This is a genomic window from Spirulina subsalsa CS-330, from assembly GCF_028330765.1.
GTDB lineage: Bacteria > Cyanobacteriota > Cyanobacteriia > Cyanobacteriales > Spirulinaceae > Spirulina > Spirulina subsalsa_A.
The window spans coordinates 1-17,343 of sequence record NZ_JAQMTY010000197.1; the positions used below are offsets into that span (position 1 = coordinate 1).

At 53.3% G+C, this 17,343-nt stretch carries 16 protein-coding genes, 1 tRNA gene and 1 pseudogene; 4 read left to right on the forward strand and 14 right to left on the reverse strand.

Annotated elements, in window-relative coordinates; all coding sequences use genetic code 11:
• Positions 1 to 194: 194 nt before the first annotated feature.
• Together PN477_RS13825 and sfsA are read right to left on the reverse strand one after the other, a co-directional pair.
• Positions 195 to 899: a DcrB-related protein gene (locus PN477_RS13825; protein WP_272120241.1), complete on the reverse strand. Its 705-nt coding sequence runs from the start codon at positions 897 to 899 to the stop codon at positions 195 to 197.
• A gap of 89 nt (positions 900 to 988) precedes the next feature.
• Positions 989 to 1,747: a DNA/RNA nuclease SfsA gene (gene sfsA, locus PN477_RS13830; protein WP_272120243.1), complete on the reverse strand. Its 759-nt coding sequence runs from the start codon at positions 1,745 to 1,747 to the stop codon at positions 989 to 991.
• A gap of 308 nt (positions 1,748 to 2,055) precedes the next feature.
• Here sfsA and PN477_RS13835 point away from each other — a divergent pair.
• The 3 genes from PN477_RS13835 (at position 2,056) to acs (ending at position 5,446) form a co-directional block, all read left to right on the forward strand.
• Positions 2,056 to 2,147, forward strand: a tRNA-Ser gene (locus PN477_RS13835).
• Between the two features lie 162 nt (positions 2,148 to 2,309).
• The gene (locus PN477_RS13840) at positions 2,310 to 3,308 is read left to right on the forward strand and encodes a formamidase (protein WP_272120246.1); all 999 of its coding nucleotides are present in this window, start codon (positions 2,310 to 2,312) and stop codon (positions 3,306 to 3,308) included.
• 167 nt (positions 3,309 to 3,475) lie between these two features.
• Positions 3,476 to 5,446, forward strand: coding sequence for an acetate--CoA ligase (gene acs / locus PN477_RS13845; protein ID WP_272120248.1), 1,971 nt, complete (start codon positions 3,476 to 3,478; stop codon positions 5,444 to 5,446).
• Positions 5,447 to 5,491: 45 nt separating this feature from the next.
• Here acs and PN477_RS13850 read toward each other — a convergent pair whose 3' ends face one another.
• A complete protein-coding gene (locus PN477_RS13850) occupies positions 5,492 to 6,595 on the reverse strand; it encodes an alanine/ornithine racemase family PLP-dependent enzyme (RefSeq protein ID WP_272120250.1) in 1,104 nt (367 codons plus the stop codon).
• A 25-nt stretch (positions 6,596 to 6,620) separates the two neighbouring features.
• On the reverse strand, positions 6,621 to 7,742 hold the full coding sequence (locus PN477_RS13855; RefSeq protein ID WP_417158820.1) for a DUF1611 domain-containing protein: 1,122 nt from the start codon (positions 7,740 to 7,742) through the stop codon (positions 6,621 to 6,623).
• Between the two features lie 750 nt (positions 7,743 to 8,492).
• On the opposite strand from PN477_RS13855, the pseudogene PN477_RS13860 reads away from it, so the two are divergent.
• Positions 8,493 to 8,813: pseudogene (locus PN477_RS13860) on the forward strand (nicotinate-nucleotide diphosphorylase); the annotation flags it as partial.
• A gap of 39 nt (positions 8,814 to 8,852) precedes the next feature.
• Here PN477_RS13860 and PN477_RS13865 read toward each other — a convergent pair.
• The 10 genes from PN477_RS13865 to PN477_RS13910 all read right to left on the reverse strand — a co-directional run bounded on the left by PN477_RS13865 (position 8,853) and on the right by PN477_RS13910 (position 17,135).
• Positions 8,853 to 9,329, reverse strand: coding sequence for a Spy/CpxP family protein refolding chaperone (locus tag PN477_RS13865; protein WP_272120254.1), 477 nt, complete (start codon positions 9,327 to 9,329; stop codon positions 8,853 to 8,855).
• 407 nt (positions 9,330 to 9,736) lie between these two features.
• Positions 9,737 to 10,891 (reverse strand): ABC transporter ATP-binding protein, encoded by a 1,155-nt coding sequence (locus tag PN477_RS13870; protein WP_272120256.1) that lies wholly within the window; start codon positions 10,889 to 10,891, stop codon positions 9,737 to 9,739.
• Positions 10,892 to 11,116: 225 nt separating this feature from the next.
• Complete coding sequence (locus PN477_RS13875) at positions 11,117 to 12,211, reverse strand: polyamine ABC transporter substrate-binding protein (protein ID WP_272120258.1); 1,095 nt, start codon at positions 12,209 to 12,211, stop codon at positions 11,117 to 11,119.
• Positions 12,212 to 12,356: 145 nt separating this feature from the next.
• On the reverse strand, positions 12,357 to 13,241 hold the full coding sequence (locus tag PN477_RS13880; protein WP_272120260.1) for an ABC transporter permease: 885 nt from the start codon (positions 13,239 to 13,241) through the stop codon (positions 12,357 to 12,359).
• Positions 13,219 to 13,362, reverse strand: coding sequence for a hypothetical protein (locus PN477_RS13885; protein WP_272120262.1), 144 nt, complete (start codon positions 13,360 to 13,362; stop codon positions 13,219 to 13,221). The genes PN477_RS13880 and PN477_RS13885 overlap by 23 nt, the downstream gene beginning before the upstream one ends.
• On the reverse strand, positions 13,355 to 14,236 hold the full coding sequence (locus tag PN477_RS13890) for an ABC transporter permease (RefSeq protein ID WP_272120264.1): 882 nt from the start codon (positions 14,234 to 14,236) through the stop codon (positions 13,355 to 13,357). The genes PN477_RS13885 and PN477_RS13890 overlap by 8 nt, the downstream gene beginning before the upstream one ends.
• A gap of 3 nt (positions 14,237 to 14,239) precedes the next feature.
• Positions 14,240 to 14,449 (reverse strand): sulfur carrier protein ThiS, encoded by a 210-nt coding sequence (thiS, locus tag PN477_RS13895; protein WP_272120266.1) that lies wholly within the window; start codon positions 14,447 to 14,449, stop codon positions 14,240 to 14,242.
• A 10-nt stretch (positions 14,450 to 14,459) separates the two neighbouring features.
• A complete protein-coding gene (locus tag PN477_RS13900; protein ID WP_272120268.1) occupies positions 14,460 to 15,491 on the reverse strand; it encodes a thiamine phosphate synthase in 1,032 nt (343 codons plus the stop codon).
• Between the two features lie 124 nt (positions 15,492 to 15,615).
• Positions 15,616 to 16,338, reverse strand: a complete 723-nt coding sequence (gene folE, locus PN477_RS13905) for a GTP cyclohydrolase I FolE (RefSeq protein WP_417158821.1) — start codon at positions 16,336 to 16,338, stop codon at positions 15,616 to 15,618.
• 68 nt (positions 16,339 to 16,406) lie between these two features.
• On the reverse strand, positions 16,407 to 17,135 hold the full coding sequence (locus tag PN477_RS13910; protein WP_272120269.1) for an SDR family oxidoreductase: 729 nt from the start codon (positions 17,133 to 17,135) through the stop codon (positions 16,407 to 16,409).
• Between the last annotated feature and the right edge of the window lie 208 nt (positions 17,136 to 17,343).

Below are 17,343 nucleotides of genomic sequence, written 5' to 3' on the forward strand. Positions count from 1 at the left end.
CCGCTGGGCTAGCGGGGATAGTCTGTGGAGCGAACGTAAGACCATAAACTCCTTGCGGGTGGAGGCTGTTGCTATGAAGCAGAAACCTAAGATGTGAATCTTAGGAATCACTGTGGCTTTAGCCCGGTGAGGATGTCAACGCAACAGGCACTAACCCCAGGATAGCCGAAGCTTAAGCCCGGCTGACCTTCTGCCTAGCGGACTCCACCCATGGCATCGGAGGGAAGTACGGTAAAGGTTTGGGCGCTGGTTTGAAACTGAGCGAGGCGTTGCTCAAATTCCGCTTGGGGGGTGGAATAGGTGATCAGCCACACGGCTTCCGGAGCGGGGATCGCATAGACCAATTGGGTAATGTCTTGCTTCCCGGCGGTCATTTCCACAACGAGCCGGCCCGCTGTTTCACCCTGAAGATCCGTCATCCCCGACGCTGCCACACGATAGCCCAAGGTTTCAACCTGGGTGACGACGGCGGCTAAGAAAACCGCCATGGAGGTATCGTGATCGAGGCGTTGGCGCGTCACATTGACATTGGTGACAAAGCCGGATGTGTCTTTGGCTTCATCAAAGGCAATCAGGGCGATCGCTTGCTTGCGTTCCCGTAACGCTTCACTGAGGGAATGGTGCTCTTCGCCGGCTTGATCAAGCTGCTGCGCCACAGCTTCAAGATCCTGCTCTGGGTTGCCGCCCTCATAGCCCACCGGGAGCGCCAGAGAAACCCCGTCCCCAACCACGGTTTGAAACCCAGCGGCGAGGGATTCCGCGTCCGTCGGGGCGGGGAGGGCTTCCGCTCCGGTTGCATGGGTGGACACAGTGGTGGCTAAGGGGTCAGCCGTTTGGCAGCCCATCAACGTACTGGCCAAGCCAACACTAAGGAGCAAAGGGTGCAGAGATTGAGCCATGATTGGGTTGAGCGACGGTAAGAATGTCAGGTCTGGCACTGTCAAATGGGATGATCCCCAACGGGTTTTTCATGATCCCCCCGCATATCTTAGCCTGGTTTCACAATTTCAGGCGGTTGATGGGGTTGAATCGGTGCGATCGCATCCAACGCCACCCCCGCCGGACTCACCTGCATCCGATAGGGCAAAATCTCCACCCCCGCCGCGATCGCCTCCCGAAATAGTTCGCCATAGGTGGGATCAGCGCGATCGCCCGGTGCAAACTCCACACAATCCCCCCGATTAATGAAATAGAGCATCACCGCCGCCGCCTCCGACCGGATCGCGATCAACTCCCGCAGATGTTTCTGGCCCCGCGTCGTCACCGTATCGGGAAACACCGCCGTGCGTCCCGTTGTCCAGGTGGTATTTTTCACCTCCACATAAATCGGATGCTCCCCCTGGTCATCAGTGAGGAGAAAATCAATCCGACTCTTGCGATCGCGCCCATAGGCCACCTCCGGCCGCACCTGACAATATCGCCCCGCCAACTCCGGCAATTGCTGATTCAACAACGCCGCCTTAATAATCCGATTCGGCAAATTCGTATTTACCCCCACCCAAACCGGCTCCGGGTCGTCGAGTTGAATCAACTCCCAGGTATAGGCCAGCTTCCGTTTCGGGTTATCACTGCGCGACACCTGCACCGGCTGCCCCGGTTGATACACCCCCGTCATCGGCCCCGTATTCGGACAATGGGCCGTGATCACGTCCCCCGTATCCAGTTCAATCTCAGCAAAAAAGCGTTTGTAGCGTTTAATTAATCGTCCCGCCAAGAGCGGCGGATAGTGATAGAGCCAAAGCGTCATAACGTCAGAGGGAGTAAGGATTTGCCCCGTGGATCGTAGCGTATCGCGGTGATGCAAGCGCGACTCCACCCCTCACCCAACCCTCTCCCGTAGGAGAGGGCTTTTGGCTCCCTTCTCCTGCGGGAGAAGGGCTGGGGATGAGGGGGCTACCTGGCGAGCAGGATGAATCGGCAAAAGTGGGATGCACCCAGAGTCGTAGCGAGCAGGATGCTCGCACTCCCCATGCCTGATGTCAAAAATAATTGCTCGTGACCCTTGCACAGTCTCAACCATTCCCCCTATACTGTTAGTTCGATACGTCAACCTCTGGAGAGGTGGCTGAGTGGTCGAAAGCGGCGGATTGCTAATCCGTTGTACGAATCGCAAGACCGTACCGAGGGTTCGAATCCCTCCCTCTCCGTTCTAAAGCTCCCCCATGCCAGAGCTAAACCCCCACCATTCATGGCGAACAGACGACCCAAGATGATTACCATCTTGGGTCGCTTTTTCGTGGTGCTTGATACAGTTTGGCGCGATCGCCCTCCCCTAGGCTGAATCTGCAAACCTTGATTCTCAAAACCACATGAGCGGACTTTGCGGCCTCAACAAAACCCCCAACGGTGTCGTCTTGGGTATGGTACAACTTCAACTTCCCGCCGTCGTCACCCCCGACGACCTCGCCCACCAAACCCAACGCATCTGTGACATCGTCGGCAAAGCGCGGCGCAACCTCCCCGGCATGGACTTGGTCGTCTTCCCTGAATATGCCCTCCACGGCCTTTCCATGGACACCAACCCCGATATCATGTGCCGCCTCGACGGCCCCGAAGTCGCCGCCTTCAAACAAGCCTGCATTGATCACCAAATCTGGGGCTGCTTCTCGATCATGGAATACAACCCCCAGGGCAACCCCTACAACAGCGGCATCATCATCGACGACCAGGGCGAGATCAAACTCTACTACCGCAAACTGCACCCCTGGGTTCCCGTCGAACCTTGGGAACCTGGCAACCTCGGCATTCCCGTCTGTGAGGGCCCCAACGGCAGCACCCTCGCCCTGATCATCTGCCATGACGGGATGTTCCCGGAAATGGCCCGCGAATGTGCCTACAAAGGTGCGGAGATCATGATTCGCACCGCTGGCTATACCGCCCCGATTCGCCACTCTTGGCGGATCACCAACCAAGCCAACGCCTTTTGTAATCTGATCTACACGGCTTCGGTTTGCATGTGTGGGAGTGATGGCTCTTTTGATTCCATGGGTGAGGGGATGATCGTTAATTTTGACGGTGTGCCTTTGGTGATGGGGAGCGATCGCCCCGATGAAATCATCACCGCAGAAGTCCGGCCGGATTTAGTGCGGGAGGCGCGGCGCTATTGGGGCGTGGAAAACAATATTTATCAGTTCGGCCATCGCGGTTATGTGGCCGTCAAGGGCGGGGCGCAGGATTGCCCCTACACCTATATGCAGGACATGGTACAGGGCAACTATCGCCTCCCCTGGGAGGATGAGGTGATCCACATCGACGGCACGTTATACGGCTTCGAGGCTCCGACACGTACCTATCACGGCCCAGAGTAAGCCAAATCATCAGGGGGGCGATCCTTGAAGCGAGGCGGAATTGGCGGGGGATGGTGGCAGCGATCGCCCCCTGGCCGCTGCTGTTTAAAGAAACGAAACAAATGGGATGCCACCGCAGGGCAGGCCGTATCGTAGATGACAGCAGACTTTTGAAACAAACAGCAGCCATGACCCAACCCACTATTGAGTCCATTTTGCAGGAAAATCGCACCTTTGCCCCGCCTGCGGAATTTTCCCAAGCGGCCACCATCGGCAGCATGGAGCAGTACCGCGAACTCTACGACAAAGCCAAGGCTGATCCCGCCGCATTCTGGGCAGAACTCGCGGCAACCGAACTCGATTGGTTTCAAAAATGGGATCAGGTGCTGGATTGGCAACCGCCCCATGGGCAATGGTTCGTTGGCGGCAAACTGAATATTTCCTACAATTGCCTCGATCGCCACCTCACCACCTGGCGCAAAAATAAAGCAGCGTTGATCTGGGAAGGGGAACCCGGCGAAAGCGTCACCCTCACCTATGCCCAATTGCATCGCGAAGTGTGCAAAATGGCCAACGTGTTTAAATCCTTAGGGGTGAAAAAGGGCGATCGCGTCGGCATCTATATGCCCATGATTCCCGAAGCTGCGATCGCCATGCTCGCCTGTGCCCGCATCGGTGCGCCCCATAGCGTCGTTTTCGGCGGGTTCAGTGCCGAAGCTCTCAAAACCCGCCTCATCGATGCCGAGGCCAAACTCGTGGTAACGGCAGATGGCGGCTATCGCAAAGATAAAACCATCCCCCTCAAGCCCGCCGTCGATGCAGCCCTCGCCCATGACGGCGTACCCAGCGTTGAAAACGTCCTCGTCGTTCAACGCACCCATGAAAAAATCACCATGGAACCAGGGCGCGATCACTGGTGGCACGACCTCAAAGCCGGAGCCAGCGCCGTCTGTCCCGCCGAACCCATGGACAGCGAAGACCTCCTCTTCATCCTCTACACCAGCGGCACCACCGGCAACCCCAAAGGAGTCGTTCACACCACCGCCGGTTATAACCTCTACACCCACATGACCTGTAAATGGACATTGGATCTCAAAGATACCGATGTCTATTGGTGTACCGCCGATGTGGGTTGGATCACGGGCCACAGCTACATTGTCTACGGCCCCCTTTCCAACGGAGCCACCAGTTTGATGTATGAAGGCGTGCCCCGTCCCTCCAATCCCGGCTGTTTTTGGGATGTGATCGAAAAATACGGGGTCACCATTTTCTACACTGCCCCCACCGCGATCCGCGCCTTCATCAAACTGGGCGAACACCTCCCCAACGCCCGCGACCTCTCCTCCCTGCGCCTCTTGGGAACCGTGGGCGAACCGATCAACCCTGAAGCCTGGATGTGGTATCACAAGGTGATCGGCGGCGAACGCTGCCCGATTATTGATACTTGGTGGCAAACGGAAACCGGCGGCTTTATGCTCACGCCTTTACCCGGTGCAACGCCGACTAAACCCGGCTCGGCCACGCTGCCCTTCCCCGGTATCTTGGCGGATGTGGTGGATCTCGAAGGCAATCCGGTCAAGGATGGCGAAGGGGGTTATCTGGTGATTACCCATCCTTGGCCAAGTATGCTGCGCACGGTCTACGGCGATGACGATCGCTTCCGTCGCACCTATTGGGAGCATATCCAACCCAAAGAGGGCCAGCATTTCTACTTCGCTGGTGATGGAGCGCGGCGCGATGCGGATGGTTATTTTTGGGTCATGGGTCGCGTCGATGATGTGATCAATGTGTCGGGGCATCGCCTCGGGACGATGGAAATCGAATCGGCCCTCGTGTCCCATCCCGCCGTCGCCGAAGCCGCAGTGGTGGGTCGCACCGATGATCTCAAGGGTGAAGATGTGTTTGCCTTTGTCACCCTCGAAGGGGACTACACCGGCAGCGATGCGTTGATCAATGAACTGAAGCAGCATGTGGCGAAGGAAATCGGCGCGATCGCACGTCCGGGAGATATTCGCTTTACCGATGTGCTGCCGAAGACGCGATCGGGCAAAATCATGCGGCGCTTGCTCCGGAATTTAGCCTCTGGCCAAGAAATCGCCGGCGATACCTCCACCCTCGAAGATCGCAGTGTCCTCGATAAATTACGCGGCGGCGCATAAGCTCACATCACCAGGTTTTCTAGGACAAACTCCCCAAAAATCATGCTAGAAAACCCGGTGGCGATCGCGCCGCATTGCAGCGCGATCGCCAATCACCTGCTTAGCAATAAATGGCGAAGTCATCGCGGAAAGTAACCCCCCATAATCGAGGTCAAACTTCACTTCACTCCCAATCTTACAATCATGGTTATGACTATCCAGAATAATATGATCACTACTAGATCCAAGAATTTCCAGATTGTTCTGAGAGATTAATCCAGAGACGAGAATATCCTGCCTGCCCAAGGCAATAATGACCCGGTGATGAAGACCACGATCTTGAAATGTGGGAATCGTTCCAAACGCATCTTGTCCCATTTCTCCAAAGGGTACAGAAGGTTTTATTTTTGATTCAATCACTTCAGTAATTAATGTAAAAGCACTGGTATGTAACCCTGGGATGGCTTTGCGCTGAATCGTTTCGCAGCCTAAAAGAATTGATTCTCCGAGGCGAAGATTGTTGATTCTACCCAGTGCTTGGGTGGACTCGGCCCATTCGTAGTTAGCGGAATTTCCACCCGACACTATTTCCAGCGTAATCTGAAATCGTTGTTCGATCGCATCCGCTAAATGCGATAGCTTGCCCATGTTATAGTTGTCTGGTTTAATCCCCCCAAAACAGGCTAAATTACAGCCTATGCCGATGATTTTAATTTTGGGTAGCGTCAGAACTTCTTGAATGAACGGGAAAAGATCGCCCGGTAATACGCCTTCGCGGAGATCACCCAACTCGATCATAATGATGATCTGGTGAACGGTATTATACATCCTTGCATAATAGGAAAGCTCTCTCACCGTGGCAAGCTCTGTATTGAGGCTGATATCTACATGTTTAATCACACTTTCGGCCTGACTTAATGCCGTTCGTAGCAGAACAAACCGAGTTGAAATCCCCGCATTTTTCATCCGTTTGATATTTTCAATGCGAGAATCAGCAATGAATTTTACCCCGCCTTGAATCATCGCTTTGGCGATTTCAGGGTCTCCTAATGTTGCTTTAGAAACACCCATCAAGGAAATTCCCTGTTTCCCATAACGTTCGGAGAGTATCCGAGCATTATGCTGAATTTGAGATAGGGTGATTTCTATCCTTGGCAGTATTACCGGCATCTATATTTGCCTAGACATTGGATCTCTATTTCACCGCTGAAAGGGGTATTTTGGGGAGGGTTTTGGGCTTGATTTTATGACTTAAATGAGGGAAGCGATCGCTTAAGGCTTGAATCAGCTTTTGACACCCGTAGTTCAAAACATCAGTGGTGGGTAAGCGAAACTGATCTTCATAATTTTCGATAATGGTCAGAATTTCGTCAGGGGTGAGGTTTTCGTGATTGAGAGCGATCGCAATTACCTGAGATGGAGAAATAGCCTCAATTAACTGAATTTCCCGTTCAATCGTAGGCATCACTAAATGAGGAAAATCACAGCGAAATTTTCGAGCCGGCGGGTGTTGTAAAATCACCCCATCGGGCATACTTCCCTTCAAAATACCAATGGAACTCATAAAGGCCGGATGACTCACAGCACTTTGCCCCTCGACTAAAATAATGTCGGGATTCTCCTGCTCAAAAGCCCGAATCACCGCATTTTCTAATTCACCGATCACAAACTGGGAAACCAGCGCATCCATCGATGCACCATACTTGGCCCCCTGCATTAAGCTCGTTTGACCGGTTCCGATCATGACCGATTTTATCCCCAAAGTATTGAGGGCTTCATTGAGTTTGACGGCGGTCGTCCGTTTGCCACAGGCGCAATCAGTGCCTAATATGGCAATGACCGGAATATCAACCTTAGAGATTTGACCCGTGAAAACGTGAGACTCTTGTAAGGTGGGCGGCTTTCTAATATCTTTGATTTGGACATTATGCTTAACCGCCATCTGCGCAAATTCTTGATCCTCAGAAAAGAATTGATGCAGACCGTTAATGATATCCATACCTTTTGCCATTGCTTCTAGGATCAGATATCGTTCTGCTGGGGATATACAAGTATCTAAGGGTGCTTTGCCGTAGATGTAACAGTCCGGAACCTGTAACAAGTGATGCAAGGATTCATCTAGCGTCGCAAAAATGGGAATATTACTCTTTTGATCCCCTAGGACTTCCCCGGCATCTTGACCCGCTAATGCACTATCAATCACACCAACAATGGTATAAAGTTCAGAATGCCTCACTAACCCTGCGGCTGTCTTACCATCGATCAATCCAAACTCTTGCTCACAATAAACCAAGGCTGTTTTTTTAACACATTTCATTCGATCAATTCCTTCATGTTATATCTGAAGATTTTAAAAAATAGAAAAATATTCTTTTCAAGAACGGTCTTGAAAAGACATTTTTTGGTTTGAAATCCAAACTATAGCGATCCTAAATCAAGCGGAGATCTTATCTCCTCATCAACAAGGGGCTTAAGTCCTTTGCCTGTGCATGAATCAAATAGGATTGCTATACTGCCATGGCATAGCTAAAATGATGCCTTATCGTAGGGTGGGTTAGGCGGGTTAAAATTCCGCTATCACTGCAATTTGACAATCCGCCGTAACCCACCAATCAAGCTGTGCCGTGATACTACATTGATGGGCAAGCAGGGGGTTTCAACGTTGTTTTAGTTGAAGATGGTGATTAATGGGATTTTGCGAGTCAAATTGCGCCGCTAAAGCTGCGTAATAATGGAGCAAATTGTCTGAAAAGCCCAAGTAATGTAGAGTCTGTGGCAAGCGGTCTCAAGTCCTAATTGAGTCTTGCCTGAAGCTTAATTTCTGCCAATTAACTGTAACACACATTACTATTTTGTATTGAGTCGCCGCAGTCATCACCCTGCTTGACTGATAAAATTAGCCAGATCCCGCAAAGCCCTCACCCTAGGGGCTACTGCTTATACATAAGTTGAGTCACGAGCCATCTCCCAGCCCTGAAAAAAGGCATCAAATCGCCTTAAGCCTCGGACTAAAAGAGCAATGCCAGGGGGATGTTGACTCTCATAGCCTGACCATCCCCCCAAGCGAGCAATCGCCCAAGTCCGCGCCGCGATGCCCTACCCGTTAAAAATTGAAGTGGAAACGACAAACCCGGCGGAAATTGAGGCAGCGATCGCCCACCAGGCCGACATCATCATGCTCGACAACATGACCCCCGCCCAAATGTGCGACGCGGTAGCCCTGATTCGCGCTGCCAACCCCCGCATCCAAATCGAAGCTTCCGGGAATATCACCCTCGACACGATCCGCGCTGTGGCAGAAACCGGCGTTGATTTTATTTCCAGTAGTGCGACGATTACGCGATCGCCCTGGCTCGACATCAGGATGCGCTGGGGTCGTCCCACCTAGCGCATCCTGACTAGGATTTACCACGATTACCCCGTGAGTCTAACGCGGCGGGAACGGCGGATCACCGAGGCGATCGCTCACCATGGCGCGCAGTTCAGATTTTTGCTCATCGGTGAGAATCGCTTGAGCCCGCCCCAGATAGGGAATCACTTGTTCGCCCACTTGGCGAATCGTACCGGGGGATAAATCCATGCCCCCCAGAGCCTCAAACGGTGACCCACCCGCTTGCACCGCTGCCACCATACTCTGCAATTGTGCGGGCGAGAATAAATCACTCTCCGTCAACACCTCCAAGCCCAGCGCCTGAAACTGACTTTTTTGGTTGTCTGTCAAATCCAACCGTTCTTCCACCTCGGTCATCAGGGTTGTGATGTTGTCAAGGGAAAAGACTCCGGAGGGTACATTTTCCCCAGACGGAGGTGCAGGCAACGGCGGCAAAGCCTGCGCCATAAAGGGAGGAAGCACGGCCGTCAACAGCACTGCTGTTGTCAAGCAAGCAAAAAATGAGCGTTTCATAGGTCGTTAAAAAGCGTAAAAGTGGGTAGCATTTGACGGTAGATTGCCTGATGAGGATGTTTAGAAACGTGTGATTCGTGACCCGATTTCAGCAATACTTTAGAACAGTCAGGGAACAAGCCTCCTGTTACTGTGCCTTGAGCGGGGTACGATTTCAGCTGAGTTAAACGTTTTGTCTTTAGGTTAGAACCGCAGTGATCCAGCCTGAACACAACTGTTTTGTGCTGTGATCCTCAGGCGAGAATAACCGTAACAATTGGTCAAAACTCAAGCTTGCGGTCTAATGCCCATTATCCCCATTAGTTTTTTAATTACTTTGGCCTCAGGCGCAAACAACTTAGCTTCAGGCGCCAATTTTTGGGTGTGAGGACTGATCTAAAGGAAGGGTGCGATCGCATTCAACAGGATCACACCGATTTGGGGGGGGTATTGATCGTATCCTGGACAATGTCGGGGCTGAGGGAGCCTTCTTCGAGGACGCGAATGCTGTTCGGGGCAACCCGGATTTGCACTTGTTCGCCGAGGGTGAAGGTGTCGAGGTTGCCGTGGTGGATGTTTTGGCGGCGCACGATTAATTCACTGCGGGAGGTGAGTTGAATCACAAAGCGGGTATCGGTGCCGATGTAGACCACATCTTTAACCGTGCCGCGTAGGCCGTGGTTTTCGCCGCTGGTGTCGGGGTGGATGGTGACTTTTTCGGGGCGGATGACGAGGGTGATGATTTTGCCGACGGGGATTTCCGGTTCGTAGGGGACGGAGAGGGTGAGTTCGCCGTCAATGAGGGCGACAATGCCGCCCATGGATTGTTCGATCACTTGGCCGATGAGGAAATTACTTTCACCGATGAAGTCGGCGACAAATCGGCAGTTGGGTTCTTCGTAGATGTCGGTGGGGGTTCCCACTTGGAGGATGTGACCGTCGGACATGACGGCGATGCGGTTGGACATGGTGAGGGCTTCTTCTTGGTCGTGGGTGACGTAGACGAAGGTGATGCCTATCTGTTGCTGCATGTGTTTGAGTTCAAGCTGCATCGCTTTGCGGAGCTTGAGGTCAAGTGCGCCGAGGGGTTCGTCAAAGAGGAGGACTTGGGGTTTTTTGACGAGGGCGCGGGCGAGGGCGACGCGCTGCTGTTGGCCGCCGGAGAGTTGGCGGGGGCGGCGGTTTTCGAGGCCGTTGAGTTTGACGAGGGCGAGGACATCCCCAACGCGAGAACGGATTTGGGCTTTGGGGAGGTTGTCCATTTCGAGGCCGAAGGCGACGTTTTCGGCGACGGTAAGGTGGGGGAAAAGGGCGTAGTTTTGGAAGACGGTGTTGACGGGGCGGTGGAAGGCGGGGCGATCGCGCATCGCCTCGCCATGGATGACCACCTCACCAGCGGTGGGGGTTTCAAACCCTGCGATCATCCGGAGCAAGGTAGTTTTGCCACAGCCGGACGGCCCGAGGAGCGAGAAAAACTCTCCGTCGTGAATCTGCAAATTCAACTGTTCAATGGCTCGAAATTCTCGGTTGTTTTGACCCCGGAAGGTTTTCGACACGTTGACCAGTTCAATTGCGTGATTCATCAATTTTTGCCTCGCTATTGTGAAGATGACCGTTAGCAATGGGGTGAGAAACAGAGACCGAAGGGTTGCCTGCGATGGGGAGGGGCGATCGCCCCTAGGCGGCACAATCGGCATCACAATCGGCATCGTTAGCGCGATCGCTTGTGTCGCCTCGACTCAATTCTATGGTAGGGGGTTTTGACACAGAGGTTTGTGATCTAAACCCCCCTGATCCGATGGCGGAGATTACTCGCCGACGGCCACTTTTAACTCAGTCCACGCATCATCATAGAGTTGGGTATCGGCCTCTAAATCCTCGGCATATTGCAAGCGAGCGAAGGTTGCCGCCGCAGGATAGATCCCCGAATTTTCGAGATCTTCGGCCGGGATCAGACCCTGATCAACGGCGGCTTTGTTGGGGCTGCCGAACTGGACATAGGCGGAGATTTTCGCGCCGATTTCCGGTTCTAGAACAAAGTTAATGAACTGTTCAGCCAGTGCTTTGTTGGGGGCATCTTTGGGGATGGCCATATTGTCCACCCAGACGATCGTGCCTTCTTCCGGGATCACGTAGCGGATATTTTCATTTTCTTCCATGACTTGGAAGATGTCGCCACTCCATTCCACTGCGATCGCAACTTCGCCCTGGTTGAGCAAATCTTGACCCGTATCCGGTGCGAAGGTTGCGATTACCTCTTTATGTTCAACAATGTAGTCTACCGCCCGTTGCAATTCAGCGGGATCGGTGGTGTTGGGGTCTTTGCCCAGGGCCATTAAGACGGCTCCCAATGTGGCGCGGGAATCTTCCATCAGCGACACTTTGCCCGCATATTTCGGGTCAAAAATCTGCTGCCAGCGGGTAATTTCTTCGCCTGTCGCTTCAATGTCATAGCCGATCCCAATCGTTCCCCATTGGTAGGGAACGCTGTATTGATTGCCCGGATCAAAATCCTGATCGAGAAACAGGGGATCAACGTTCTTTAAATTGGGGATGTTGTCGTGATTGAGTTCTTCGAGTAGCCCTTCGGCTGCCATACTTTCGACAAAATCTCCGGTGGGCACAATGATGTCATAACCGGGATTACCGGGTTGGATTTTGGCGAAGAGAGCATCATTACTTTCGTAGGTGTCGTACTGAACCGTGGCATCAAAGTCTTTTTCAAACTGGGTGATCACGTCGGGATCAATGTAGGTAGACCAGTTGTAGATGCTGAGAACATTTTCGCTTGCTCCATTGCCGGCACTACCACTGTCAGCAGCATCTGGACTGTTGGCAGCACAGCCGATGGGCATTGTGACTCCAAACAAAAATAGGAGCACAAAGACAAGCAATCGTTTCATAACCCGTAACCCCTCATGGATGATTCAACTAAGGCGATCGCCAAGTGAATTAACCGTATTCAATTTGGCTAATTCATTTTGACACAATCTCCAGCGAACCCCATCAGGTTGGTCAAGAGATTCTGGCCTTGATTTTGGTTTGACGTTAGGTGGAGCGACGTTGGAGCGCGAGGGATAGCAGCACAATGAGCAACGAAGCGAGCAACATCAAGGTGGAAATGGCGTTAATCGCAGGGGTGACGGCCAGCTTAATCATGCCGTAGACAAACACGGGCAACGTGGTTGATCCCACGCCAGCGGTGAAGAAGGTAATCACAAAATCATCGAGGGAGAGGGTGAAGGCAAGGAGCGCCCCGCTGAGGATGCCGGGGAAGATCAGCGGTAAGGTCACACGCCAGAAGGTGCGCAGTTCGTCAGCACCGAGATCCATGGCGGCTTCTTCGAGGGCGGGGTCAAGTTCGGCAATGCGCGATCGCACCGTCACCGCCACATAGGAAATATTGAACGTAATATGACCAATCATCACCGTGTTTAAGTCCAGCACCAACCGCACCCCCAGCACCGTTTGCAGCAGTTGAAACAGGAGGCTAAACAACACCAGCAGCGAAATCCCCATGGTGATATCCGGGATGATAATCGGCAAAAACAGCAGGGCTTCGAGGGCATTCCGTCCCTTAAACCGAAACCGTTCCAGGGCTAAAGCCACCAATGTCCCTAAGATCGTCGCCACCACCGTCGAAATGCCCCCCACCCACAGGCTATTCCAGAGGGCATCCCAAATCTGCGCATTGGTCACATCCACACCGCTTTCCGTCACCCCCGCAAAGAGGCTGCGATACCAGTCCAGGGTAAAGCCGCGCCACACGGCATTCATCCGTGAGGCGTTGAAGGAATAGACCACCAAGATTGCGATCGGCAGATACAGGAACGCCAAACCGCCGAGGGTGATCGCCCAAAGGCCAAACCGGCCAACATGACGAATCGCCAGATCAACGGTGTGTTTGAAGTCAGGAGAAGCAGCAGAATTCATAAGTTGCTTGGGGAGATTGGCTCGAACCTAATTCCTCGTGACCTGGCTCTGCCCGGTCATGGCCATGGACGGCTCCGCCGTAAAACGAGAGGAGTAACGAGGCTTGATCTAGCTTAGGCATTGAGTTTTTCCTCTGCCACTCGAAAATAGATCACGATCGGGATTAAGACAATGACAATCATCACAATCGACAGCACCGACCCAAAGGGCCAATTCCGCGCACTGAGAAACTGACTTTGCACCAAATTGCCCATCATCACCGTTTTCGCGCCCCCCAAAATATCTGGGGTGATGAACTCCCCCACCGCCGGAATGAAGACCAACAGCGAACCCGCCACCACACCGCGCAGGGTGAGGGGAATCACGACGCGAATCAAGGTTTTGAGGTCATTGGCTCCTAAATCTTGGGCGGCATCCAAGAGGGAAAAATCGAAGCGTTCGAGGGTGGCGTAGAGGGGCAAGATCATAAACGGGAGATAGCCGTAAATCAGGCCCACGGTGACGGCAAAGGAATTAAACAATAAATCCAACGGCTGATCGATCAGGTTGAAACTTTGGAGCAATACATTGATCACCCCTTCTTGACGCAGGATCACAATCCAGGCATAGATGCGCACGAGAAAGTTCGTCCAAAAGGGAATAATCACCAGCAGCAGCAGGGTGTTGCGCCACTGGGGGGGACGGCTGGCGATGAAGAAGGCGAGGGGATAGCCGAGGAGGAGACAGGCGAGGGTGGTCATGAAGGCCAGCCAAAGCGATCGCCCAAAAATCCCCCAATAGATCGGATTCAAGAGGCGTTGATAATTTTCGAGGGTGAATTGCCATTCCACGCCGCCATAGATGCCCCGTTCGAGGACGGAATAGAGCAGCACAATCACCAACGGCAAGACGAAGAAGAACAGGAGCCAAACCGTGGCCGGAACCGCCAACACCGCAAGGTTAAAGCGGCGGCGGTTGGTGGCGGTGGCAAAGTGGGTTTTGAGGGCGTTGAACATGGCTTAACCTCCGCCGACGATGGTAACAATTTCGAGGCGATCGCCCTCTCCCATGCAGGTCTCCGGCCAAAATTGCCGATGGAGAATTTCGCCGTTGTATTCAATGGCGATCAGGCGTGGGTTGAGGCTCAATTGTTCAAGGAGTTGCAACAGGGGCGTGTGGGGGGCACAGGTGACAGGGTTGCCATTGACTTGTAAGAGAATGTCAGTCATGCGTCACCCCCTAGACCATCCGGTGCAAATAGGTCAAAAACTGTTGCGTTGTCAGGGTGGGGTCTTCGGCTTGCATCAAGGCTCGCACCACTGCCACCCGGCGGCCCCCGGCCTGGATCACATCCCCTAGGGTTTCTAAATCAATGGAACCGATCGCGTACCAGGGAATTGGGCAATGTTGGGCAGCATGGCGCACGTAGTCGAGGCCGACGGCGGTGCGGCCGGGTTTGGTGGGCGTTTCATACACCGGGCCCACGCCGATATAGTCGGCTCCTTCGGCGATCGCTTGCTCCATTTCCCCCGGATCATGGGTGGAGCGGCCAATGATGCGATCGGAACCGAGGAGGGTACGGGCGACAGCGATCGGGGCATCCTGTTGACCGAGGTGAACGCCATCGGCCCCGACGGCGAGGGCGAGATCGATGCGATCGTTGATTAAAAACAACGCCCCGTATTGATGGCAGAGATCCCGGAGCTTCTGGGCTTGGGCTAGGCGTACCTGATCATCGGCGGTTTTTTCCCGATACTGCACCAGTTTTAAGCCCCCTTGTAACGCCGCTTCCACGGTAGCAAAAAGGTGCTGCGATGGAGCCGTCACCAAGTACAAACTCGCCGCCTTCAGCCGTTGCGTCAGACCATTATCGCCGGCCAATTGACTTTCTAAGGTATAGACCCGATAGCGAATTTGCTTACAGGCCGCCGACATCTCCCCCTGATAGAGCTTGGCATATTCTTCGAGCACACGCAGCGCCTCTTGAACGCGGCTGAGGTTGGCATGGAGGAGGTCTTGGATATCGGTGCGGGTTTCTTCGTGGGGATGGGTGAAGGATGTGCCGGGGTCGTCGGGGGTATTGCGGGCGGCGCGGAGTTCAAGACTATGCCATTGGGCTAGCTCTTGGCGCATCGCTTTACAGTCTTGGGTGAGGTGGGCATTATTAAGCCCGAATCGACACCATTCTTCAACAATTCGCAGCCCTTCGCGGGCCCGGTCTAGGTTGGCATCGAGAATACGGTAGATCGCTTGGCTGGGTGGGGGGGTCATCGTTGGGTCAGATCCAGATCAATTTTCCATGTTGACATCATCACATTAAAAAGTGAAACCCTAACCGATGGGCGATTAGGGTTTCGAGCGCAAGGACGGGGGCGCGATCGCCCCCTGTCCCTAGCTAGCGAAAACTCGGTTGATGGCGGATCAAACTCAAGAACTCTTCACGGGTTTTTTGGTCATCTTGGAAAATACCCAGCATGGCACTCGTCACCGTCCAAGACCCCGGTTTTTGCACCCCCCGCATCACCATACACATGTGCGATGCTTCCATCACCACCGCCACACCTTGGGGGTCAAGAATTTCTTGCACCGCTTCGGCCACTTGACGGGTTAAGCGTTCTTGCACCTGCAAGCGACGGGCATACATTTCCACAATCCGGGCCAGCTTACTCAAGCCCACCACCTTTTGATTGGGAATATAGGCGACGTGAATTTTACCCATAAACGGCAGCATATGGTGTTCACAGAGGCTGAACACATCAATATCACGCACCAAGACCATTTCATTATGGCCTTCATCAAAAATTGCCCCATTGACCAATTGCTCTAAGGACTGGTGATAGCCTTGGGTCAAAAACTGCATCGCTTCAGCAACTCGCTTCGGCGTTTTGAGGAGTCCTTCTCGTTCTGGATCTTCCCCGACCCCTTCTAGCATCATACGCACCGCATCCATCATGTTTTCTGTGTCTTGCTCCGTGGTGGGCTGAGGTGCTGTGGCTGGATGCTCAGTGGTTGAGCGATCGGGGCGGGAGGTGAGGCTGGCAGTCTCGGCACGTAACCGATTTCCATTTGTGTCCAGCGTGAGAGATTGAGAAGAACCGTTGGAAGACGCGATTGTCATAACAAAGCTAAATCCAAAAAGTGTGACTTTGAGCGTGAACGTGAAACGAGAACGTGACCACTAAGGGATCACAATGCACCCGCACTGGGCATGAGGGTGATATCTTCCACCACTGCCTGTTCTGGCAAAAGTACGGCGTGAAGAATGGATTGGGCGACGATTTCAGGCGTAAGCATTGCCGCTCGATTGAAATCAGCCTGGACGGTATTGGTGTCCCAAATGGGAGTATTGACTGCACCGGGCGAGAATGCCACCACACGGATGCCATGGGCGCGTTCTTCTGCGGCGAGCGTTTTGGACAGGGCGATCAGTCCGGCCTTACTGACGCTATAGGCTCCCCAGCCTGGAAAGGGCGTTTTCCCCGCCACAGAGGCCACGTTAACGATGGTTCCTTTGTGGCGATCGCGCATGTGCGCTAAAACCCCTAGGGTGCATTGGAACACACTGGTGAGGTTCAACGCCATCACCTGTTGCCAATCCTGGAGGGGGGTTTCGGCCAGAATGCCCGTATAGCCCATGCCAGCATTGTTCACCAGAATATCGATGGGTTGAAAATCAGCAACGATCGCTTCAAACTCTGCTTTCACACGATCCACATTGGCGAGATCCAAGCAGTAGGCTTTGGCTTGTACACCAATGTCTTGAACCGCATCAACCACAGCGTTTAACTTCGATTCAGAACGGCTGACCAGGGCAACATCAATATCGGCATGGGCAAACGCGAGGGCGGTTGCCTTGCCAATGCCACTACTGGCTCCGGTAATGATGGCCCGCTGTCGAGGGAAATGGTCACTCATGGAATCTGTTCACACAGGTTTGCGAATGATGAATTGACATACTCCCCCACTAAACCCTACGGGCTAGAGTGGGAGATTCTGAACAGCCAGTTACCTGACCATTTATCCACTCAAACAACGAGAGTTGCAGAGGGTTGCTAGGCTCAACGACTAACACCATTGATTTATCCTGATTTCTCAAATCTGTTAATTCAGATTTAGCCGTAAC